Raw genomic sequence first — 20,160 nt, 5'->3', positions numbered from 1 at the left:
GACCAGAGAATGACAATCCTCAAAGGAATTCGCGTGCTCGACTGCTCTATCGCCATGGCTGGGCCCTTCGCCGCCCAGCGCCTCGGCGACATGGGCGCGGACGTGGTCAAGGTCGAGCCGACCAGCGGCGAATGGCAGCGCCATGCCTCGGCCGGCGGAGCGACGGGCAACAGCATCAACGTCTCGTTTCTCTCGCTCAACCGCAACAAGCGCTCGCTGGCGATCGACCTCAAGTCGGCCGAGGGCAAGGCGGTGCTGCTCGACCTGGTTAAGGACGCCGACGTCTTCCTGCAGAACTACCGCCCCGGCGTGGCGGCGCGCCTCGGCGTTGATTACGCGACGCTGAGCGCGATCAATCCCCGCCTCATCTACGTCTCGATGTCCGGCTACGGCGAGGACGGGCCCTATCGCATGCTGCCAGGGCAGGATCTGCTGCTGCAGGGCATGTCGGGCGCGATGCTTTCGGCGGGGAGCGAGGGCACGCCGCCCGCTCCCGCCGGCCAGTACCTCGTCGACGCCATCGCCGCCTACAGCGCCTTCGAAGGTGCGCTCGCCGCGCTGTTCCACCGCGAACGTACCGGCGAAGGCCAGCTCGTGCAGGTCAACATGCTCGACGCCATCACCACGATCCAGATGCAGGAACTGTCGGTCTTCACCGTCGGCGGCAAGCCGCAGACCCGCTCGGCCGAACCCCACGCGCACAGCTACATCCGCGCGCCCTACGGCGTGTTCGAAACCGCCGACAGCTATATGACGCTGGCGATGGCCCGCTTCGAGACGCTGGCGCGCGAACTCGACGACCCGTTCTTCGCCGGCATGGAGGAGGAACGCGAAGGCTGGACCCAGCGCGACGCCATCTTCGCCCGCCTGCGCGAACACCTGATCCGCAAGCCAACCGCGCACTGGCTCGACAAGTTCCGCGCCGCCGACATCTGGTGCGGCCCCGTCTACGGCTACGCCGATCTCGTCGACGATCCGCAGATCAAGCACAACGGTACGTTCGTGGAGTACGACCACCCCACCGAAGGCCGCGTGAAAGTGCCGGGCTTCCCCATCCGTTTCTCGCGCACGCCTTCGGCGATCACCCGCGGCGCGCCGCTGGTGGGCGAGCACAGTGCGGACATCCTGCGCGAAAGCGGCCGCAGCGCGGAGGAGATCGCGCAGTTGATCGAGTCCGGCGTGGTGCGCCAGCACGCATGAGCGCGCCTGCCTATCGCGGCCTCACCTGGGACCACCCGCGCGGCTACCGCGCGCTGGAGGCCGCCGCCGAAACCATCGCGCCCGGACACGGCCTGTCGATCGCATGGGACCGCCACCCCCTCGAAGGGTTCGAATCCCACCCCATCGCCGACCTGGCCGAGCGCTACGACCTCATCGTTCTCGACCACCCGCATGTCGGCGAGGCGGTCGCGCACGGCAGTCTGGTTCCGATGGAAGATGTGATGGGCGAGGCCATGGTCACCGGCCTCGATGCCTCGGCGATCGGACCGTCGCTATCGAGCTATCGCTATGGCGAACGCCACTGGGCGCTGCCGCTCGACGCCGCGAGCCAGGTCATGGCCTACGCCCCCGCGCGCGTCGAAACCCCGCCGGAGACCTGGGCCGAGATAGCCGACCTCGCTAGCCGCGAGCCGGTGGCGCTGTCCTTGTCCGGCCCGCATGCGGCGCTGACGTTCCAGTCCATCGTCGCCTCGCTCCATGCCGGCGCGCGGCCGGAAAACGCCTTCGTCGATCCACACGTCGGCCGCGAAGCCTACGATCTCATGGCCGCATTGACCGGCGAGGCCACCCGCGCCCGGATCACCCAGAACCCCATCGCGCTACTGGACGCCCTCGCGCGCGGCGAAGACCTTGCGCTGGTGCCGCTGGTCTACGGCTACGTGAACTATGCGAAGGACGGCGTCGCCTTTGCCGACGCGCCGCGTGGCCCCGCCGGGATCGGCTCGATCCTAGGCGGCACCGGCATCGCCGTCTCGCGCCGCTGCGAGATCACCGACGAACTGCGCGCGCATCTTTCCTGGCTCATGAGCGAGGAGGCCCAAACCCGCTTCATCCCCGCCCACGAAGGCCAGCCGGCGCTGCGCGGCGCCTGGGCCGATCCCGCCGTCGATGCCGAGTGGGGCGGGTTCTACGCCGCCACCCGCGCCACGCTGGAAACGGCCTCGCTGCGACCGCGCCACGACGGTGCCATCGCCTTCCAGACCGAAGCCTCCGCACGCCTGCGCGACGGGCTGCTTGCGGGGGAACCCGCCGCGCTCGTCCTCGCCGGGGTCGAGGCCGCCTTCACCCGCCATTACATCAGGGGAACCGAGACATGAGCGCCAACCTGCGCTTCGACATCGCCGAGCACGTCGCCACCATCGTGCTCGACCGCCCGGAAAAGCTTAACGCCATGACCCCGGACATGGCAGCCGCGCTCGTCGCGGCCGTGACTACCTGCAACACCTCCGACGACGTGCGCGTGGTCATCGTCACCGGCGCGGGCGAGAAGGCGTTCAGTGCCGGCTCGGACATCTCGACGCTCGACGCCTATGCAACGCCCTGGGACTTCCGCAACCGGCAGGACTATTGCGACGCCCTGCGAGCCTGCCGCAAGCCGGTGATCGCCGCGATCAACGGCTATGCGCTGGGCGGCGGGCTAGAGACGGCGATGGCCTGCGACATCCGCATCGCGTCCAGCAACGCCCGCTTCGCCGCTCCCGAGATCAAGCTGGGCTGGATCGGCGGCGGCGGAATGGCCGTGGGCCTTGCCCACTCGGTCGGCATGTCGAACGCGGCGCTGATGCTTTACACCGGCGAGATGGTCGACGCCTCCCGCGCCGAAGCGTGGGGCCTCGTCAGCGAGGTCACCGAGTTCGATGCCCTGCTCCCCCGCGCACGCGAGATCGCAGCTCAGATCGCCGCGCGTGCGCCGATCGCGGCGGAAACCGCCAAGCTCAACCTGCGCGCGGCGCACCAGATGCCCTACGACAAGGCCATCGAATACGAACGCGACCTGCAGGCCATCTGTTTCGGCACCGCCGACGCCTCCGAGGGCCGGGCCGCCTTCGCCGAGCGCCGCGCGCCCGTGTTCGGGAGGCGCTGAGCCATGGACCTTTCGACCGCAGCCATCCTCCCCACCGATCCGGGCGCCTTGCTGTTCGGCCGCGTCTGGCGTCCCGACGTCGATGGCCCCTCGCTGGTGCGCGTCGACGGCGACCGCCTGGTCGACGTCAGCGCCGTATTCCCGACCGCGCACGACTTGTGCGAAGAGCCCGATCCGGCCGTTGCCCTGCGTGATGCGCAGGGCGAAGACCTCGGCCCGCTCGCTCCGATCATCGCCAACAGCGACCCGGCAAAGCGCGATCGCGGGCAGCCGTCGCTGCTTTCGCCCATAGACCTCCAGGCGGTGAAGGCGGCGGGCGTGACGTTCGTCACCTCGATGCTCGAGCGCGTGATCGAGGAGCGCGCACGCGGCAATCCCGAGGCGGCCGTGGGCATCCGCGCGCAGGTCCGCGACCTCGTCGGCGACGACCTGCGCGCGCTGCGCCCCGGCTCGCCCGAGGCCATGGCGCTCAAGCAGGCGCTGATCGATGCCGGGGCCTGGAGCCAGTACCTGGAGGTCGGCATCGGCCCCGACGCCGAGATCTTCACCAAGGCGCAGCCGATGGCGAGCGTCGGCGCCGGCCAGGAGATCGGCGTCCATCCCGCCTCGACCTGGAATAATCCGGAGCCCGAGGTCGTACTGGTTCTCGCGTCGGACGGCCGAATCGTCGGCGCGACGCTGGGCAACGACGTCAACCTTCGCGACGTCGAAGGACGCTCCGCACTTCTGCTCGGCAGGGCCAAGGACAATAATGCCGCCGCCGCTGTGGGGCCGTTCGTGCGCCTGTTCGACGGGGCGTTTGACCTCGCCGCGGTCGAGACCCTAAGCCTGACGCTGACAGTGACGGGCGAGGACGGCTTCGTGATGCAGGGAAGTTCGGAAATGCGCGAGATCAGCCGGGCTCCGGCGGACCTCGCGGCGCAGGTGTGCAACACGCATCACCGCTATCCGGACGGCCTGGTCCTGTTCCTCGGCACGCTGTTCGCGCCGACGCAGGACCGGGACGAGCCGGGGCACGGCTTCACCCACAAGGTAGGCGACGTGGTGCGGATTTCCGCCGGTCCGCTGGGCGCGCTGGTCAACCGCGTTACCGATACCGACCGCTGCGAGCCTTGGAATTTCGGCGCCGGCGCCCTGATGCGCAACCTCGCGAGGCGCGGGCTGCTGTGAGTACGAAGCCGAAAGTCTTCCTCACCCGCCGCTGGCCGGACGCCGTGGAAGCCCGCCTTTCCGCTTGCTACGACGTGACCCTGAACGACACCGACACGCCCCTGGACGGCGCAGAGCTTGCCCTTGCGATGCGCGAACACGACGCCCTGTGCCCCACCGTCACAGACCGCATCACCCGCGCCGTCCTTGCGGTCGACGATCGCCGCGCGCGCATCATCGGCAACTACGGCGCGGGCTTCGAGCACATCGACCTGGCCGCGTCGCGCAAGCTTGGCATTGCTGTCACCAACACTCCCGACGTGCTGACCGAGGCCACCGCCGACATTGCCATGACCCTGCTGCTCATGGCCAGCCGCCGTGCCGGTGAGGGCGAGCGCGAACTGCGCAGCGGCACGTGGACGGGCTGGCGGCCGACCCACCTCGTCGGGCAGTCGCTGTCGGGCAAACTGCTGGGCCTCGTCGGCTTCGGCCGTATCGCGCGGGCGACGGCGAAGCGAGCGGAGGCTTTCGGCATGCGCATCGCCTATCACAGCCGCCGCCCCGCGCCGGACATGCCTCAGCACGCCTATTTCCCCGACCTTGGCGCTCTGACCGAGCAGGCAGACATGCTGTCCCTCCACGCTCCCGGAGGCGCCGAGACGCGGCACATGGTCGATGCCGCGCTGCTCGCCCGGATGCCCACCCATGCCGTGCTGGTGAACACGGGGCGCGGCACCCTGATAGACGAAGCGGCGCTGGCCGAGGCGCTAGCGGCCCGCCGGATCGCGGCGGCGGGCCTCGACGTCTACGAGGCCGAGCCGAACGTCCATCCCGCGCTCATGTCCCTGCCCAACGTCGTGCTGCTGCCGCATCTCGGCAGCGCCACGATCGAGGCGCGCACCGCGATGGGCATGAAGGTCGCCGACAACCTCGACCGGTTCTTTGCCGGGGAACCGCTGCTTGACCCGGTCCTCTGACCGCGTCACCGCCGCCGTCAGGGGCTGGCTGGAGGAGCCGCGAAGCGGCCCGCTGGTGCTGGGCCTGTGCGGGTCGCAGGGGTCCGGCAAGTCAACGCTGGCCGGAGACCTCAAGACCCGGATGGAGGCGCAGGGCCGCCGCGCCGCGATCCTCTCGCTCGACGACCTCTACCTCGGCCGCGCCGCCCGTGTCGAACTGGCGCGCGACGTCCACCCGCTGTTCGCCACGCGCGGCGTGCCCGGCACGCACGACGCGGCGCATGGCGCTGCCCTGCTCGACGCCGTCGGCGCGGGCGAGCCCGTCATCATGCCCCGCTTCGACAAGGCCCGTGACGAGCCCGCGAACGCCGGAGAGGCCGTTCCCGGCAGTCTCGACCTGCTCATCTTCGAGGGCTGGTGCGTCGGTGCCCGCCCTCAGCAGGCGGACGCGCTGGCCGTGCCGGTCAACGCCCTTGAACGCGATGAGGACCCGGACGGGATCTGGCGCAGCCACGTCAATGCCCTGCTGCACGGCCCTTACGCCCACCTTAATGCTCGCATAGACCGCCTCGTCCTGCTCGCCGCGCCCGGCTTTGAGGTGGTGCGCGGCTGGCGCGGGCAGCAGGAGGACGCATTGCGTGCCAGCACCACCGACGCTCAGACCCGCGTCATGGACGAAACCGCGCTCGATCGTTTTGTGCAGCATTACGAACGGCTTACCCGCTACATCCTTGCCGAGATGCCCGGCCGGGCCGACCTCGTGCTCCGTCTCGCCCCCGACCGCAGCCTCAGGGACATTCCATGATCGTATCCTCCCCGCTCGACTTTCGCGAGGCCGCCCGCCGCCGCCTGCCGCCGTTCCTGTTCGACTACGTCGACGGCGGCGCCTTCTCGGAGGAAACGATGGAGGCCAACCGCAGCGCGCTGAAATCGGTGCGGCCGCGCCAGCGGGTGCTGCGCGACGTGTCGGCGCTCAGCCTCGAAACCGAAATCCTGGGCGAAGCCATGGCGATGCCCGTCCTCCTCGCCCCGATCGGCCTTGGCGGCATGATGCGGCGGCGCGGCGAGTTGCAGGTCGCCCGGGCGGCGCGCAAGGCGAACGTGCCCTACATCCTCTCCACCGTCAGCGTCTGCCCGCTGGCCGACGTGATCGCCGCCAGCGGCGCGCCGATCTGGTTCCAGCTCTACGTGCTCAAGGATCGCGGCTTCATGCGGCACGCGCTGGAGCGGGCACAGGCGATGGGCGTGACCAAGCTGGTCTTCACCGTCGACATGCCGCTGCCCGGCGCGCGCTACCGTGATGCCCATTCTGGCATGAGCGGCCCCGCCGCGCCGATGCGCCGGATGCTCCAGGCTGTGACGCATCCTCGCTGGGCCTGGGACGTGGGGCTGCTGGGCCGCCCGCACGATCTCGGCAACATCTCTCACTACCGGGAAAAACCCACCGACCTTGCCGACTACATCGGCTGGCTGGGCGAGAACTTCGACCCGTCTATCACCTGGTCCGACCTCGAATGGATCCGCGATTTCTGGCAAGGGCAGATGATCGTCAAGGGCCTGCTCGATCCTGCCGACGCGCGCGACGCGGTGCGGCTCGGCGCGGACGGGGTGATCGTCTCCAACCACGGCGGCCGCCAGCTCGACGGTACGCTCTCCACCGCCGAGGCTCTTCCCGCCATCGCCGATGCAGTCGGCGACCAGCTGACGGTGCTGGTCGACGGCGGCGTGCGCACTGGCCTCGACGTCGTGCGCATGCTGGCGCTCGGCGCGCGAGGCGTGCTGCTGGGCCGTGCTTATATCTACGCACTGGCGGCGGGCGGTGAAGACGGCGTGGCCAAGCTGCTCGACCTGATCGCGCAGGGCATGAAGCTGACCATGGCGTTGAGCGGCGTGACCTCTGTGAAGGACATCGGGAGCGACATGCTGGTGTGAAGTGGCGTCTGACCTATCAGCACACTCCTTTCCGAAGATGACCAAGGTCGCTCTTGGCATCCGCCTAAGACTTATGTAATACGTCATACAACATAAGTCTTAGGGAGCAGGAATTGAACCGCGTGATCGAACGGGCGGAGTTCAGCCGCCGCGCCATGACGTTGGGCATGGGCGCGGCTTTCGCGATGAGCGCCGCGCCGGTACGCGCTGCCGGGTCCCTCTCCGGCTTCCACGACGTCCGCGACCAGGGCGCCAGAGGCGACGGCACAGCGATCGATTCCGACGCCTTCAACCGCGCCATCGCCGCCGCCGGCGACGCCGGGGGCGGCACGGTCGTCGTGCCTCCAGGCCATTACCTGTGCTTTTCGATCCGCCTGCGCAGCCACGTCACCTTGCTGCTGATGCCGGGCAGCGTGATCGAGGCTGCCGATCCGCGCCGCCACAAGGGCGCCTACGACCTGCCCGAAGGCGTCTACGAGGAGCAATACATCGACTATGGCGTCGCCCATTTTCGCAATGCGCTCATCTATGGCATCGACCTGACCGATGTGGCCATCATCGGCCGCGGGATGATCCACGGCCTCGGCCTCGACCGCGAGGGACCGGCACCGCGCTGGCACGGGATCGCCGGCTGGAAGTCGCCGGAGGAACAGGGCCTGTCCGCCGACGCCGCGCGCCGCGCCATCCCGCGCGAGATGGCCTACGAAGGGCGCGGCAACAAGGCGGTGGCACTCAAGCGCTGCCGCAACGTCCTGTTGCGCGACTTCACGATCCTGCAGGGCGGCCACTTCGCCTGCTACGTGCTGGGATCGCGCAATGTGACGATCGACAACCTCACCGTCGACACCGACCGCGACGGCATCGACATCGACTGCTGCCGCGACGTGCGCGTGACGGCCTGCGTGGTCAACGCGCCCAAGGACGACGCCATCGTGCTCAAGAGCAGCTACGCGCTGAACGAGCCGGTGTTTTGCGAGGAAGTCTCTGTGATCGGCTGCAAGACCAGCGGCTACGACCTAGGATCGCTGGTGGACGGCACCTATCGGCCCTCGCCCTACCGCTCTGTGGACGACGTGGGCGTGCTGGGCCGGATCAAGCTGGGCACCGACTCCGCCACGGGGTTCCGCAATATCCTGATCGCGGACTGCACCTGCGACAACACGCGCGGGCTGCAGCTGGGCGCGATCGACGGCGGCGTGCTGGAGGACGTGACCTTCCGCGACATCAACCTGCGCAATCCGGTCAACCATCCGATCTTCGTGCGCCTCGCTGCGCGCAACCGCGCGCCGGTGGGGACCGGCCCGTCCCGGGTGCGGCGGGTGCGCTTCTCCGGCATCAATGTCTCGGGCGCGCCGGGCCCCTACGCCTGTGGTATCGTCGGCAATCCCGGTCAGCCGGTCGAGGATGTGACCCTCTCCGACGTACATGTCCGATCGGCCGGCGGCGGCACGGCCGAGGACGCCGCACGGTCGATCCCGGAACGCCCTGCCTCCAGCCTCGAGCCGAGCTTCATGGGCACGTTCCCGGCGCACGGCCTCTACGTGCGCCACGCCCGCAACGTGGTGCTGAAGGACGTCACCTTCGGCGTCGCCGCGCCCGACGCGCGTCCGGCCGTGGTGTTCGACGACGTGGCCGGCGCGGTGGTCGACGGCCTGCGCTCCACCCGCGACCGCAGCGATGCGGTCCGCTCCACCGCCAGCAGCGGCATCGCCATCGGCGACGTCACCAAACTTTCCTAAGGGTTTCCCCGATGCTTCTGCGACCTTTCCTCGCCGCCCTGCTCGCTTCCGCGCCCCTGCCGGTCCTGGCCGCCAGCGAGCGCCCGCTGACGGAAGGCTGGCACTTCGTGAAGGCCGACGCCGCCGGCGCCGAGGCTCCCGCCTTCGACGACCGCGCATGGCAGGTCGTCTCGGTCCCGCACACCTACAACGCCGCCGATTCCGGCATCGGCGGCGCGAAGGCGCGCGGCGAGCCGGAGGGCGTCTACTACCGCGGTCCGGCGTGGTATCGCCTGAACTTCCAGGGCCGCCCCGAGGTCGGGAAACGCTATCTGATCGACTTCGCCGGTGTTTCGCTCAAGGCCGAAGTCTGGCTGAACGGTAAGCGCCTTGGTGCGCACCAGGGAGGCTACGGCGCGTTCCGATTCGATGCCACGGACGCGCTGCGCGACGGCCCCAACCTGCTCGCGGTGCGAGTGGACAATGCGCGCGACACGCAGATCGCGCCGCTCAATGGGGACTTCAACGTTTTCGGCGGCCTGGCCCGCCCGGTCGCCCTGATCGAGGAGGACGGCCTCGCGTTCGATCGCCTCGACCACGCGGGACCGGGCGTACAGGCCCGCACCACGGCGCTGAAGGGGCGCGACGCGGCGGTAGCGTTGTCGGTATCCTTAAACAACGACCGCAGCGCGCCGGCCAACTTCGCCGTCGCCAGTCGTATCCTCGACGCATCGGGCAAGGTGGTCGCGCGGGCTGCCCGGCCGATGCAACTGGCGGCGGGCGCGACCGGCAAGCTCGACCAGTCCCTCGCCCTGCGCAATGCGCGGTTGTGGCAGGGCGTTAAGGCACCGTACCTCTACCGCGTCGTCACTGACATCACCGAGAACGGCCGCTTGGTCGACAGTACGAGCGTGCCCCTGGGCGTGCGTACGGTCGCGGTCCGTAAGGACGGCACGTTCCTGCTCAACGGCGCGCCCTACCCGCTGCATGGGGTGAACCTCCAGCTTCCAACGCGCTTCGGGCGGGGGCCGGTGGTGACCGACGCCGAGATCGACGAGGACCTCGGCCTGTTCGCCGAGATGGGCGCCACGGGCCTGCGCCTCGCCCACATGCAGCACCCGAGCCGTGTCTACGAGCGGGCCGACGAACTCGGCTTGCTGGTGCTCACCGAAGTGCCGCTGATCGACGACCACGATCCTTCCGACGCCTTTCGAGAGAACCTCGTCGAGCAGATGCGGGAGCTTATCACGCAGACCGGCAACCACCCGTCCGTGGCGCTGTGGGGCATCGGCAACGAAATCCGCAAGTCGGACGCGGCCTCCAACCGCATCCTCACTGAACTGCAGGCGACCGCTAAGACGCTCGACCCGACGCGGCCGACGACTTACGCACACTGCTGCCTCGAAGACGGCGACCCCATCGCCCAGCACAGCGACACGGTGTCCTACAACCGCTACTTCGGGTGGTACTGGACCAAGTCGGAGGATATCGGCCCTTGGGCGGACGAACTCCACGCCAAGCTGCCCACTCGCCCCATCGGCGTCAGCGAATACGGCGCGGGTGCCAGCGTGCTGCACCAGGAAGACCCGGTCATGAAACGCCCGGAATCCAACGGTTACTGGCACCCGGAACAGTACCAGACCGACTTCCACGTCAAGCACTGGCGCGAGATGAAGAAGCGGCCGTTCCTGTGGTCCACCTTCGTGTGGGTCGGCATCGACTACCCCTCGTTCAAACGCAACGAGGGGGACCGCCCGGCGATCAACGACAAGGGGCTCGTCACCGAGGACCGCAAGGTGCGCAAGGACGCATGGTACTGGTACCAGGCGAACTGGTCGGACACGCCCATGCTGCACATCGCCAGCCGCCGCGACGTGAACAAGCGTACGCAGCAGGTTGTGGCACAGGTGTTCACCAACCGTGCGGAGGTGGAGATGCGCCTGAACGGCGCGGCATGGACCAAGGTGCCGGTGGAGGACCACATCGCCGCCTGGACCATCGACCTCGCGCCGGGCACGAACCGGGTGGAAGCGCGCTCGGGTGCGCTCGGCGATGCGGTGGAATGGAACTGGGTGACGCGGCCCTGACTACCCGAGCATTGCGAGAGCAGTTCCGCTGCGCTCGCAATGCCGGAGCTATTTGTCTCTATCCCGCGGTGAAATGATACTCGCCCGAACCGACTTCCACCACGAAGCGGTCACCGCGCACGCCGCCGACATCGATCCCCGGCGCGCCCATGACCGGCCGGCCACCCTCGCGCACCGCCTCTGAGGACCGTGCTGGCAGGCACACCTGCGCGCGCGAGTTGGCCGGCACCACGATCCGCGCCTCGAAGCGTCCGGCCGCGAACGTCCAGTCGGTGACAATGCGCCCCAGTACGCTGTCGTAGCTCGCCCCGCCGCGCGGCAGGCGCGGGTCGAGCACCGGGTCGAAGCGCCACTTGAGGAAGCCGGCGTCCAGCGGGTCTATCCCGGCGATGCGGCGGAACACGAAGCCCGTCACCGCGCCTAGCGCATAGTGGTTGTACGAGTTCATCGACGGGTCCGCCATGTCGGCGTTCCAGCGCTCCCAGATCGTCGTCGCGCCCTTGGCGATCATGTAGCCCCAGGACGGGAACGCCGTGCGCAGCAGCAGGTCGTAGACCAGCCTATGCTCGCCTTGTTCCGCCAGTGCATCGAGGCTGAAGGGAGTGCCGAGGAACCCAGTGGACAGCAGCGTGCCGCGCCGCCGGATGTCGGCCACCAGCTTCGCCGTCGCCGCCGCGCGTAAGTTCTCGGGCACCAGCCCGAAGCGCAGCGCTAGGATATACCCGCATTGCGATCCGTTGCCGAGGCTGCCGTCGGGCCTCACGAATGCTGCGGCGAATGCTCCAGCAATTTCCTTTGACAGCTGCTCGTATCGCTCCGCTTCCGGCTGGCGCTTCGCCCCGCGCGCCATCTGCGCCATCGCGTCGGCCGAGCGTTTCCACATGGCCGTAGCGATGAGGTCCTTGGGCGTGGTCTCGTCGCCCGGTTCCTTGGCGTCGAGAGCGACCCAGTCGCCGTAGTCGTAGCCGCGCAAGGCACGCCAGACGTGGTCCGGGTTGTTGTCGGCGATGAAGCGCATGTAGCGGGTCATCGCCGACCAGTTGCGCTCGACGATGGAGGTGTCGCCGTAGCGCTGCCAGACCGTCCACGGCAGGATCACCCCCGCATCCGCCCAGCCGGGCGAGGCGCCGAGCAACTGGTCGCGCCAGCCCGAAGGCGCATAGTCCGGAAACTCTCCGCGCTCCCCTTGCGCGTCGCGCATGTCGCCCATGAAGCGGCGGGTGAAGGGGCCGACATCCATCGTGAAGGCCGCCGCGTCCCAGAACACGTTGGCGTCGCCAGTCCAGCCAAGACGCTCGTCGCGCTGCGGGCAATCGGTGGGGACGCCGAAGAAGTTGGAGCGCTGGCTCCAGCGGCTGTTCTGCCACAGGCCCTGGATGATCCGGTTCTCGATCAGCGGGCGGCCGGTCTCGGGCAAGGCGCTGGAGACGACGATGCCCGCGACTGCGGCCGCCGTGGGCGCGCGGCCGAGCCCGCTGACCTCGACATAGCGGAAGCCGAAATAGGTGAGGTGCGGTTGGTACGTCTCGCCAGCCGGATCGCCGCGCAGGGTGTAGAGACAGGCGCAGCGCGCCGAGCGCAAGTTGGCCTGGTCGACGCGGCCGTCCGGCCCGAGGATCTCGGCGAACTTCAGCGATACCTGCTGCCCCGCCGTTCCGGTGGCCTTCAGTTCCACCCAGCCCGCGAAGTTCTGCCCGAAATCGACGACGTGCCGGTCGCCGTCGAAGCTGATGATCGACTTCGCAGCCATGCGCTCGATCGGGCGCAGCGGCGGGCCGACGTGAGCCACGAGCGCGCAGGGCGGGGTCTTGCCGATGCGGGCGGGCACCCAGCCCTTCCCCCGGAAACCGGGGCTCGACCAGCCGGGCTGTTCCAGGCGGGCGTCGTAGTCCTCGCCGTAGTAGATTTCGGCCTGGGTCACCGGGCTTTCGGTGTGCAGCTGCCAGTCCTTGTCCGTCACCACGAGCGAGCGGGTGCCGTCCGTGTGCTCGATCTCCAGCTGCGCGAACAGCCGCAGCGGCGGATCACCGAAGGCATAGCGCCCGGCCGGCGCGTGATAGCTGCCGTACCAGCCCTCGCCCAGCATCGCGCCGATGGCGTTGGGACCGGAGCGCAGCAGCGCGGTCACGTCATACGTGCGGTAAAGGGCGGTCAGGCGGAAATCGCTGCTTTCGGGCGCGAGGCAGACGTCGCTGATGCGCTGGCCGTTGATCTCGGCCACGTAAGCGCCGAGCGCCGTCATGCGCAGGCGCGCCTGGCGCACCGGCTTGGCAACCTTGAACTCACGCCGCAACATGTAGGCGCCGCTGCGCGGCCAGGCCTGCGGCTGGTCGGCGGAGCGGGCCGCCTGCTCCCAGCGCGCATCGTCGAAAGACACGGCAGACCAGCCGTCGGGGGCATGGACGGAGGTGCGCATCGTCCCGCTGGTGATGCGCCGGTCGCCGGCGCGGATCATTGCCGTGGCGGCGATCTCGTGGATCTTGGGGCCGTTGAACCCGCGCGGGTTTTCCACTCGGAAGCCGAGCACATGGTGGCCCGCCTCGAGGCGGCGCGTGGTCACTGCCACCGGGTCGATGCCGAAGCGCTTGAAGCCGACCGGGACCTCGACTTGCGCGCCGTCGAGCCAGAGCGTCGACTTGAAGTTGGCGGCGGTGAACAGCGTCACTTCCTCCGCCTTGGCGAGGTCGAAGGCCATGCGGAAGAAGCGTGGGCTTTCGTCCTGCGTGCGATCGCCGCGCATCCAGACGAGACCTGCGGCGCGGTCCGCCCGTTCGAGGTCCGTCTGCGCCTCGATCCATTGCGCCTGCCAGTCCGCCTTGTCGAGAAGCCCTATCTCGAAGCTCGCGACGGGGCTGGTTGCCCGCGCGCCGGCGTCGTCCCGCACGAGTACGCGCCAGTAGACCTTCTGCCGCGACTTGAGCGGCGCGCCGAGCCAACCCATGTCCATGCTACGCTGGGTGAGCACTTCGCCCGCGTGCCATAGGTCGGGCGTTCCCGCCTCCAGCAACGCCAGGGACGAGGCCGCCTGCACTTCGCAGCGCGCCTGCGTCACGCCGCGCCGCTCGCTTTCCAGCCGCCACGACAGGCGCACGTCCTGCTGGTCCAGGCCGATGGGATCGACCAGGGACTCAGCGCGCAGATCGACGATACGCAGCGGCGCCGCCTCCTGTGCCAGCGCCGAGTGCAGCGGCACCCCGGCAGCGGCGCCCAGAGCGCCCGCACCCTTGAGCAGTGTGCGGCGATCGAGCCCGGTCACTTGCGCACCCCGGCGCCGTCGATCACGGCCTGTGCCTCGGGGGGCCAGTTGCGGTCAGCCACCAGCGGGTTGTCTTTCGCGGTATTGCCGATCTCTTCCAGCCAGCGCCCCCCCGTGGTGTTGACGGTATGCCAGTTGCCGGTCGCCACGTTGTCGGTGGAGATGCGGCGCTTGTACATGGCTCCGGCGGTGTTGATGTTGAGCCACTTGCCGCCGGTCTCGACGACGTTGCCGGTGATCTTGAAGTGCTTCGATCCCTCGTCGAGATAGATCGCGATCCTGTTGCCGATGTCGAAGATGTGGTTGCCGCGGATCACCGAGCCGGGATTGGCCGAGAGGTTGTAGATCGCCCCGCCGTCCATGAACCAAGTCTTCACGCCGTGGATGCGGTTGCCCTCGACCACCGTGTCGCGCAGCGTCGTGGGGGTGGTGAACTTCGTGTTGTGGACGTAGCCGTGCGCGTTCTCGTCGTAGTTCGGATTGCCGCCCGCGTCGTTGTAGCCCCAGCCCCAGCCGACGGCGATGCCGTCGTACGGCGCATCGCTGACGTCGTTGTGCGCGATGCGCGTGCCGGTGATGTAGGTGGTCAGGATCGCCGCATTGTCCTTGTAGTCCTGGCTGACGGTGACGATGGTGTTGTCCTCGATCGCGATGTCGCGGTTGACAAGCTTGGGGTCATCCGGGTGATGCGCCTCGATCCGCACGCCTCCCGCCATGACCGCGCTGCCCGACAGCACGGCAAAGCGGTTGCGGGTGACGCGCACGCCCTGCGTCGCGAGCCCAACGCCCGAAAGATTGGCATTGGCATCGTTGCCGATGCCGAGCGCCACCTGCCCCAATTGCGAGAACGTGTTGTCCGCGAAGGTCACGTCGCGCGCGGCGGAGACCTGCACGGCGGCGGGCATCTGGTGCCATTTCTGGCGCATGGATTCGAACTCCACGCAGCCCCAGCCGCAGCTCTGCCAGGCATCGGCGGGGCGGATCGACGTGGTTTCGTAAAGGAACGCGCCGCTCTGCTGGTTGGCATAGCCGGTGGGGCGTGACGGGCCCAGCCAGCTCGTATGCGAGAAGCGCAAGCCCTCGAACCGCAGCCGCTCGACCGGCGCATCCGGCGTACCGGCGATGGAGACGAGCGCCTCGAGACGGGGCATGATCACCTCGCGCCCGGCGATGTCCTCGTCCAGCCTCATGCGCAGGTAGAGCTTACCCGCCTGCGGGTCGATCACCCACTGGTAGGGGCGCGAGTGCCACTCGTTCGCCTTGCCCACGAACTCGAGCGCGCCCGAAAGGAACAGGCGGCTGTCGTCGGGGAAGATCGGCTTGGAGATCGTGTCGTAGCCCCAGGTGTTGTTGTCCCAGGCGGGCTGCTGCATCGTGACGTGCTTGCCCTCGATCCCCTTCACCGGCGAAATGCGGTCGGTGAAGAAGCCGGTCGCCTCCATTTCGACGCGGTCCGGGCGCGCGAGCGTGGAAAGCCAGTCGAGCTTAGGGTTGACCATCGTAAAGCCCTGCGCGTCGAACTTCAGGTCGGCGGCGCGGATTTCCACCCACGGGCGCTCGGCCAGCGTTCCGTCGACCCAGACCTGCCGGGTGTCGAGGCCCTTGGGCACGTCGGCCACCCAGATGCGGCGCTCCTCGTCGTAGGGCTTGAACCCCGTCACCGCCATGCCGCCCGATATCGTCGGATGCGTGCCTTCGGCCGCCTTCCACGTGACCGCATGGCCGCCCAGGCCCCCGTCCGCGCGGCGGAACGACAGCGGCGCGTCCAGCCGATAGGTCCCCTCGCCGAGCAGCACCGTCACGTCGGCCCTGGCATTGCTGCGCCGGACCAGCGCCTGCGCGCGGGGGAGCGAGCGGACGGGCCGAGCTGCGGTGCCGGGGTTGCGGTCGTCGCCCTCGGGGGAAACGTGAACCTCGACGGCGCGCTCCTGCGCCATGGCCGGCATGGCGCTGACACCCGCCGCCAGAAAAGCCAGGCGGCGCGCGATACGGCGGACCTCTATCATTTCGCTCTCCCTTATTTTTTATGTAAGCTCAGCTGGTCCAGCCGCCATCGATCACATGGATCGCGCCGGTGGTGAAGGCGGACTCGTCGGACGCGAGATAGACCGCTAGCGCCGCCAGTTCCGCCGGACGCCCGAACCGGCCCATCGCCTGCCGGGCGGTGAACTCGGCATAGGCCTTCTCGAAGTCGCCGGTGTCGCGCAATCGCTGGAGCAGGGAGGGCGTTTCCACCGTGCCCGGGCAGATCGCGTTGCAGCGAATACCGTGGGTGACGAAGTCCCCCGCGACCGACTTGGTGAGGCCGATCACCGCCGCCTTGGTGGTCGAATAGGCAAAGCGGTTGGGCACCGCCTTCACGCTCGATGCCACCGACGACATGTTGATGATCGAGCCGCGCCCGAGCGCGAGCATGTTGGGCAGCACCGCGCGGATCATGCGGTACTGCGCGGTCACGTTGAGCGTATTGGAAAACGCCCAAGCATCCTCGTCGCAGTCGAGAATGGTGCCCGGGTGGACGAAGCCCGCGCAGTTGAACAGCACGTCGATTTCAGGATGCGCCGCCGCTGCGGCCTGCACGGCTTCCGGGTCGGTCACGTCTAGAACCAGCGTCTCGGCGCCTTCGAAATCGGCCAGCACGTCGGCGCGGATATCGGTAGCGATGACTCGGGCACCCTCGCGTAGGAAAGCCTCCGCGCTGGCCCGGCCGATCCCCTGTCCGGCAGCCGTGACCAGTGCGGTCTTGCCAGCTAAACGCCCCATACCCTCTCCATCATTACATAATACGTATTATGAATTAAGCGCATGGGGCAGTCGCTGTCAATCGTAGGCGACGAACTCCTGCCGCTGTTCGCCCAGTTTCTCGATGCCGAGCGTCACGACGTCGCCGGCCTTGAGATACCAGGGCTCAGGTTTCTGACCGAGGCCCACGCCCGGGGGAGTGCCGGTGGTGATGACGTCGCCCGGCAGCAGCGTCATGATCTGGCTGAGGTACGAGACGATCTGCGCGACGGTGAAGATCATCGTCGAGGAACTACCGTTCTGCACGCGCTTGCCGTTGACCTCCAGCCACATGCCGAGCGCCTGTGGGTCACCCACCTCGTCAGCCGTGACCAGCCAAGGGCCGATCGGACCGAAGCCAGGGAAGCCCTTGCCCTTGTCCCAGGTAGCGCCGCGCTCCTGCTGCCACTCGCGTTCCGACACGTCGTTGATGACGCAGTAGCCTGCAACGTGTTCCAGCGCCGAGGCTTCGTCGACATTGTACGCCTCGGTGCCGATGACGACGCCTAGTTCCACTTCCCAATCGGTCTTTCGCGAACCGCGGGGAATCGTCACCGGGTCGTTCGGCCCCTGGATGCAGCTGACCCACTTGTTGAACACCACCGGTTCCTCGGGGATCGGCAGGTTCGATTCGGCCGCATGGTCCGCATAATTGAGGCCGATAGCCACGAACTGGCGCGTTCCCACCACGCAGGGGCCGTGCCGCACCGGTCCTTCGACCAGCGGCAGCGAAGCCGGGTCGATCCCCGCGAGGCGTGCAAGACCCGCGGGCCCGATGGCCACCGGATCGATATCGGCCACATGGGCGGAAAGATCGCGGATGGCGCCATCGGCATCGATCATCGCGGGGCGCTCGTTTCCAGCTTCCCCGACCCGGCACAGTTTCATTCGTGGCATCCTTTCATCTAAATCTGCCTGCAGCATAGACAGCTGCATTCGATGTTGTATGATGTCGTATGTTTACCTCCGGCGCAAGGTCGGAAGCGTCGGGAGAGCGCATGGCTGAGCGGGACGAAATCATCCGGCATACCGGCCGAAAAAGTGAGCCCGCGGCATGAGCCGGCCACGCGTCCTCGATTCGCACCAGCACTTCTGGCGCATCGACGCACCGGAATGCGCGTGGCCGGATGCGGCCTGGCCGTTGCTCCATCGCGACTTTCTTCCTGCGGACCTTGCCGCCGCCACATCAGGCTTGGATCTTGCTGGCACGGTGCTCGTCCAGTCGCAACCCGACGATCGCGACACCGACTGGATCTTTGACCTCGCCGCCGATGAGTCCATGGTGCTGGGGATAGTGGCCTGGGCCGCGCTCGAAGCACCGGATGCGGCGGCGCGCATCGCAGCACTGGCCGGTCGCCCTGGGTGCCTTGGCGTGCGGCCCATGCTGCAGGGCATCAAGGACAGCGAATGGATCCTGCGCGACGAACTGGCTCTGGCGATACATGCCCTGCTCGCACATGGCCTGCGCTTCGACGCGCTCGTCGAACCCCGCCACCTGCCCGCCCTTGCCCGCTTCGCGCAAAGATGGCCGCAGCTGCCGATCGTCATCGACCATGCTGGCAAGCCCGATGCGGCGAACTTGGCCCAGGAACCGTGGCGCAGTGATCTTGCTGCTCTCTCACGCCTGCCGAACGTCTGGTGCAAACTCTCCGGCCTGCGCACCCAGCAGGCGCAGGGCCAGGATGTGGCCGCGCTTGCACCTTATGTCCGGCACGTGCTGGACCTCTTCGGCGCACGCACGATGTGGGGCAGCGACTGGCCCGTGTTGGTGCATATGGGCGACAGCTATGCAGACTGGATCGACGATACACTCGCACTGGCCGGCGCCATGACAGCTGCCGACAAACACCGCCTGTTCGAAGGCGCCGCCCGCGAATTCTACGGATTGAACTGAAAATGGCGGAGCAACTCTTTGCGGGAAAGCTGGGCTTCGGCTCCGCAGCGATCGGCAATCTCTATCGCGCGATTTCGGATGCGGATGCCTTCGCGGTCATCGACGCCGCATGGGCGGCAGGCCTGAGATATTTCGACACGGCGCCGCACTACGGCTTCGGCCTGAGCGAGAAGCGCCTCGGCGACGCGCTGGCCTTGTTGGACCCGGCAGGCGAGGCGGTCATCTCCACAAAAGTCGGCCGCCGCCTCGATCCCGCCCCGAACGCTGATCTGATGACCGTCCGCCAAGGCTTCGTTTCGCCCGAGCCCTTCGAAAGCGTGTTCGACTACGGTTACGATGCCGTAATGCGCTCGCACGAGGCGAGCCTGAAGCGCCTACGCCGCGACCGGGTGGACATCCTGCTGGCGCACGACATCGGCAGCTACGCCCATGGCGACGCCCACGCCAAACGGATGCAGGAGTTCCTCGGCGGCGGCCTGCGCGCCATGCAGGAACTGCGCGCCAGCGGCGCGGTCGGCGCTATCGGTCTCGGCGTCAACGAGACTGCAGTGTGCGAAGAAGTGCTCGGCCATGCCGAACTCGACATGATCCTGCTCGCCGGGCGCTACACACTGCTCGAGCAATCGCCGCTCGACAGTCTCTTCCCGCTCTGTGAGAAACGGGGCGTTCGCATAATAGCTGGGGCTCCGTTCAATTCCGGCATTCTAGCACGGGGAGTGCGCAATAGCCCGCCAGCGCCATACGAGTACGGATCGCCCTCCGCCGAAGTGATCGACCGCGTCGGCCGCATCGAAGACCTGTGCCTGGACTTCGGCGTACCGATAGCCGCTGCCGCACTCCAGTTCCCCATCCGTCATGCTCTTGTCGATGCCGTGATCCCCGGCATCGCGACGACGGCCGAACTGCAAGCCGCACAAGACTTGATAGCTTTTCCGATCACAGAAGATTTCTGGAACGCCCTTGCATCCGCCTGCCTGATAGATGCGCGAGCATCCTCTCCAGCATCGTTCCAGGAGCATGGAGAGCAGCTTCGCGCTTCTGTACACGGAACCCGTCCTTGCAACTCCTGAAGGCGGATATGGCCGAGCGTGAGGTCAGGTCCATCTCCTATCAGATCTAGGCAGCCCGCTTCCCAGCTTGAGCAGGAAAAGACTGCGAACCATTCCGGCCAGCGGGCCGAGCGTCTGCTGCGTCGCGACCTCCTCATCCTCGATGAGCTGGGCCATTAAGCGTCAGCCCATCCGTCGGGGCCATGCTCGTCCATCATTCTGTGCTGCCATTGAATCAAACCACCCCGCTTTC

16 protein-coding genes are annotated in these 20,160 nt (G+C 67.9%); 11 read left to right on the top strand and 5 right to left on the bottom strand.

The window, feature by feature from the left end; genetic code table 11:
* Positions 1 to 9 precede the first annotated feature (9 nt).
* The 9 genes from PMI02_RS01175 (at position 10) to PMI02_RS01135 (ending at position 10,927) form a co-directional block, all read left to right on the top strand.
* Positions 10 to 1,200: a CaiB/BaiF CoA-transferase family protein gene (locus tag PMI02_RS01175; RefSeq protein ID WP_007677533.1), complete on the top strand. Its 1,191-nt coding sequence runs from the start codon at positions 10 to 12 to the stop codon at positions 1,198 to 1,200.
* Positions 1,197 to 2,318, top strand: a complete 1,122-nt coding sequence (locus tag PMI02_RS01170) for an extracellular solute-binding protein (protein WP_007677531.1) — start codon at positions 1,197 to 1,199, stop codon at positions 2,316 to 2,318. Before PMI02_RS01175 ends, PMI02_RS01170 begins: the two co-directional genes overlap by 4 nt.
* A complete protein-coding gene (locus PMI02_RS01165) occupies positions 2,315 to 3,085 on the top strand; it encodes an enoyl-CoA hydratase/isomerase family protein (RefSeq protein ID WP_007677529.1) in 771 nt (256 codons plus the stop codon). The genes PMI02_RS01170 and PMI02_RS01165 overlap by 4 nt, the downstream gene beginning before the upstream one ends.
* Positions 3,086 to 3,088: 3 nt before the next feature.
* A complete protein-coding gene (locus PMI02_RS01160) occupies positions 3,089 to 4,255 on the top strand; it encodes a fumarylacetoacetate hydrolase family protein (protein WP_007677527.1) in 1,167 nt (388 codons plus the stop codon).
* Entirely contained in the window at positions 4,252 to 5,211 is a 960-nt protein-coding gene (locus PMI02_RS01155; RefSeq protein WP_007677526.1) for a D-glycerate dehydrogenase, read from the top strand. Before PMI02_RS01160 ends, PMI02_RS01155 begins: the two co-directional genes overlap by 4 nt.
* Positions 5,195 to 5,995: a hypothetical protein gene (locus PMI02_RS01150; RefSeq protein ID WP_007677521.1), complete on the top strand. Its 801-nt coding sequence runs from the start codon at positions 5,195 to 5,197 to the stop codon at positions 5,993 to 5,995. Before PMI02_RS01155 ends, PMI02_RS01150 begins: the two co-directional genes overlap by 17 nt.
* The gene (gene lldD, locus PMI02_RS01145) at positions 5,992 to 7,122 is read left to right on the top strand and encodes an FMN-dependent L-lactate dehydrogenase LldD (RefSeq protein WP_007677519.1); all 1,131 of its coding nucleotides are present in this window, start codon (positions 5,992 to 5,994) and stop codon (positions 7,120 to 7,122) included. The genes PMI02_RS01150 and lldD overlap by 4 nt, the downstream gene beginning before the upstream one ends.
* Before the next feature lie 122 nt (positions 7,123 to 7,244).
* Positions 7,245 to 8,861: a glycoside hydrolase family 28 protein gene (locus tag PMI02_RS01140; RefSeq protein WP_007677518.1), complete on the top strand. Its 1,617-nt coding sequence runs from the start codon at positions 7,245 to 7,247 to the stop codon at positions 8,859 to 8,861.
* Positions 8,862 to 8,872: 11 nt separating this feature from the next.
* Positions 8,873 to 10,927 carry a glycoside hydrolase family 2 protein gene (locus tag PMI02_RS01135; RefSeq protein ID WP_007677516.1) on the top strand — a complete coding sequence of 685 codons (2,055 nt, stop codon included), beginning with the start codon at positions 8,873 to 8,875 and terminating at the stop codon, positions 10,925 to 10,927.
* 58 nt (positions 10,928 to 10,985) lie between these two features.
* Here PMI02_RS01135 and PMI02_RS01130 read toward each other — a convergent pair whose 3' ends face one another.
* Genes PMI02_RS01130 through PMI02_RS01115 form a run of 4 tightly spaced genes read right to left on the bottom strand, consistent with a single transcriptional unit; the run spans position 10,986 to position 17,852 of the window.
* A complete protein-coding gene (locus PMI02_RS01130) occupies positions 10,986 to 14,183 on the bottom strand; it encodes an alpha-L-rhamnosidase (protein ID WP_007677514.1) in 3,198 nt (1,065 codons plus the stop codon).
* On the bottom strand, positions 14,180 to 16,189 hold the full coding sequence (locus tag PMI02_RS01125) for a hypothetical protein (RefSeq protein WP_007677513.1): 2,010 nt from the start codon (positions 16,187 to 16,189) through the stop codon (positions 14,180 to 14,182). The genes PMI02_RS01130 and PMI02_RS01125 overlap by 4 nt, the downstream gene beginning before the upstream one ends.
* Before the next feature lie 28 nt (positions 16,190 to 16,217).
* Positions 16,218 to 16,946, bottom strand: a complete 729-nt coding sequence (locus PMI02_RS01120) for an SDR family oxidoreductase (protein WP_007677510.1) — start codon at positions 16,944 to 16,946, stop codon at positions 16,218 to 16,220.
* Between the two features lie 57 nt (positions 16,947 to 17,003).
* On the bottom strand, positions 17,004 to 17,852 hold the full coding sequence (locus PMI02_RS01115) for a fumarylacetoacetate hydrolase family protein (RefSeq protein WP_007677507.1): 849 nt from the start codon (positions 17,850 to 17,852) through the stop codon (positions 17,004 to 17,006).
* Between the two features lie 166 nt (positions 17,853 to 18,018).
* Here PMI02_RS01115 and PMI02_RS01110 point away from each other — a divergent pair, with 166 nt between their 5' ends.
* Both PMI02_RS01110 and PMI02_RS01105 read left to right on the top strand, forming a co-directional pair.
* The gene (locus PMI02_RS01110) at positions 18,019 to 18,858 is read left to right on the top strand and encodes an amidohydrolase (RefSeq protein ID WP_007677505.1); all 840 of its coding nucleotides are present in this window, start codon (positions 18,019 to 18,021) and stop codon (positions 18,856 to 18,858) included.
* Between the two features lie 2 nt (positions 18,859 to 18,860).
* The gene (locus tag PMI02_RS01105; protein WP_007677504.1) at positions 18,861 to 19,928 is read left to right on the top strand and encodes an aldo/keto reductase; all 1,068 of its coding nucleotides are present in this window, start codon (positions 18,861 to 18,863) and stop codon (positions 19,926 to 19,928) included.
* 24 nt (positions 19,929 to 19,952) lie between these two features.
* On the opposite strand, the gene PMI02_RS28255 is transcribed toward PMI02_RS01105, so the two are convergent.
* Positions 19,953 to 20,084 carry a hypothetical protein gene (locus tag PMI02_RS28255; protein ID WP_304412056.1) on the bottom strand — a complete coding sequence of 44 codons (132 nt, stop codon included), beginning with the start codon at positions 20,082 to 20,084 and terminating at the stop codon, positions 19,953 to 19,955.
* Positions 20,085 to 20,160 lie beyond the last annotated feature (76 nt).

Origin of the sequence: Novosphingobium sp. AP12 (genome assembly GCF_000281975.1) — a bacterium.
Lineage (GTDB): Bacteria > Pseudomonadota > Alphaproteobacteria > Sphingomonadales > Sphingomonadaceae > Novosphingobium.
Note: the sequence above shows the minus strand (reverse complement) of the source record. Positions and strands in the feature narration are given on the sequence as shown.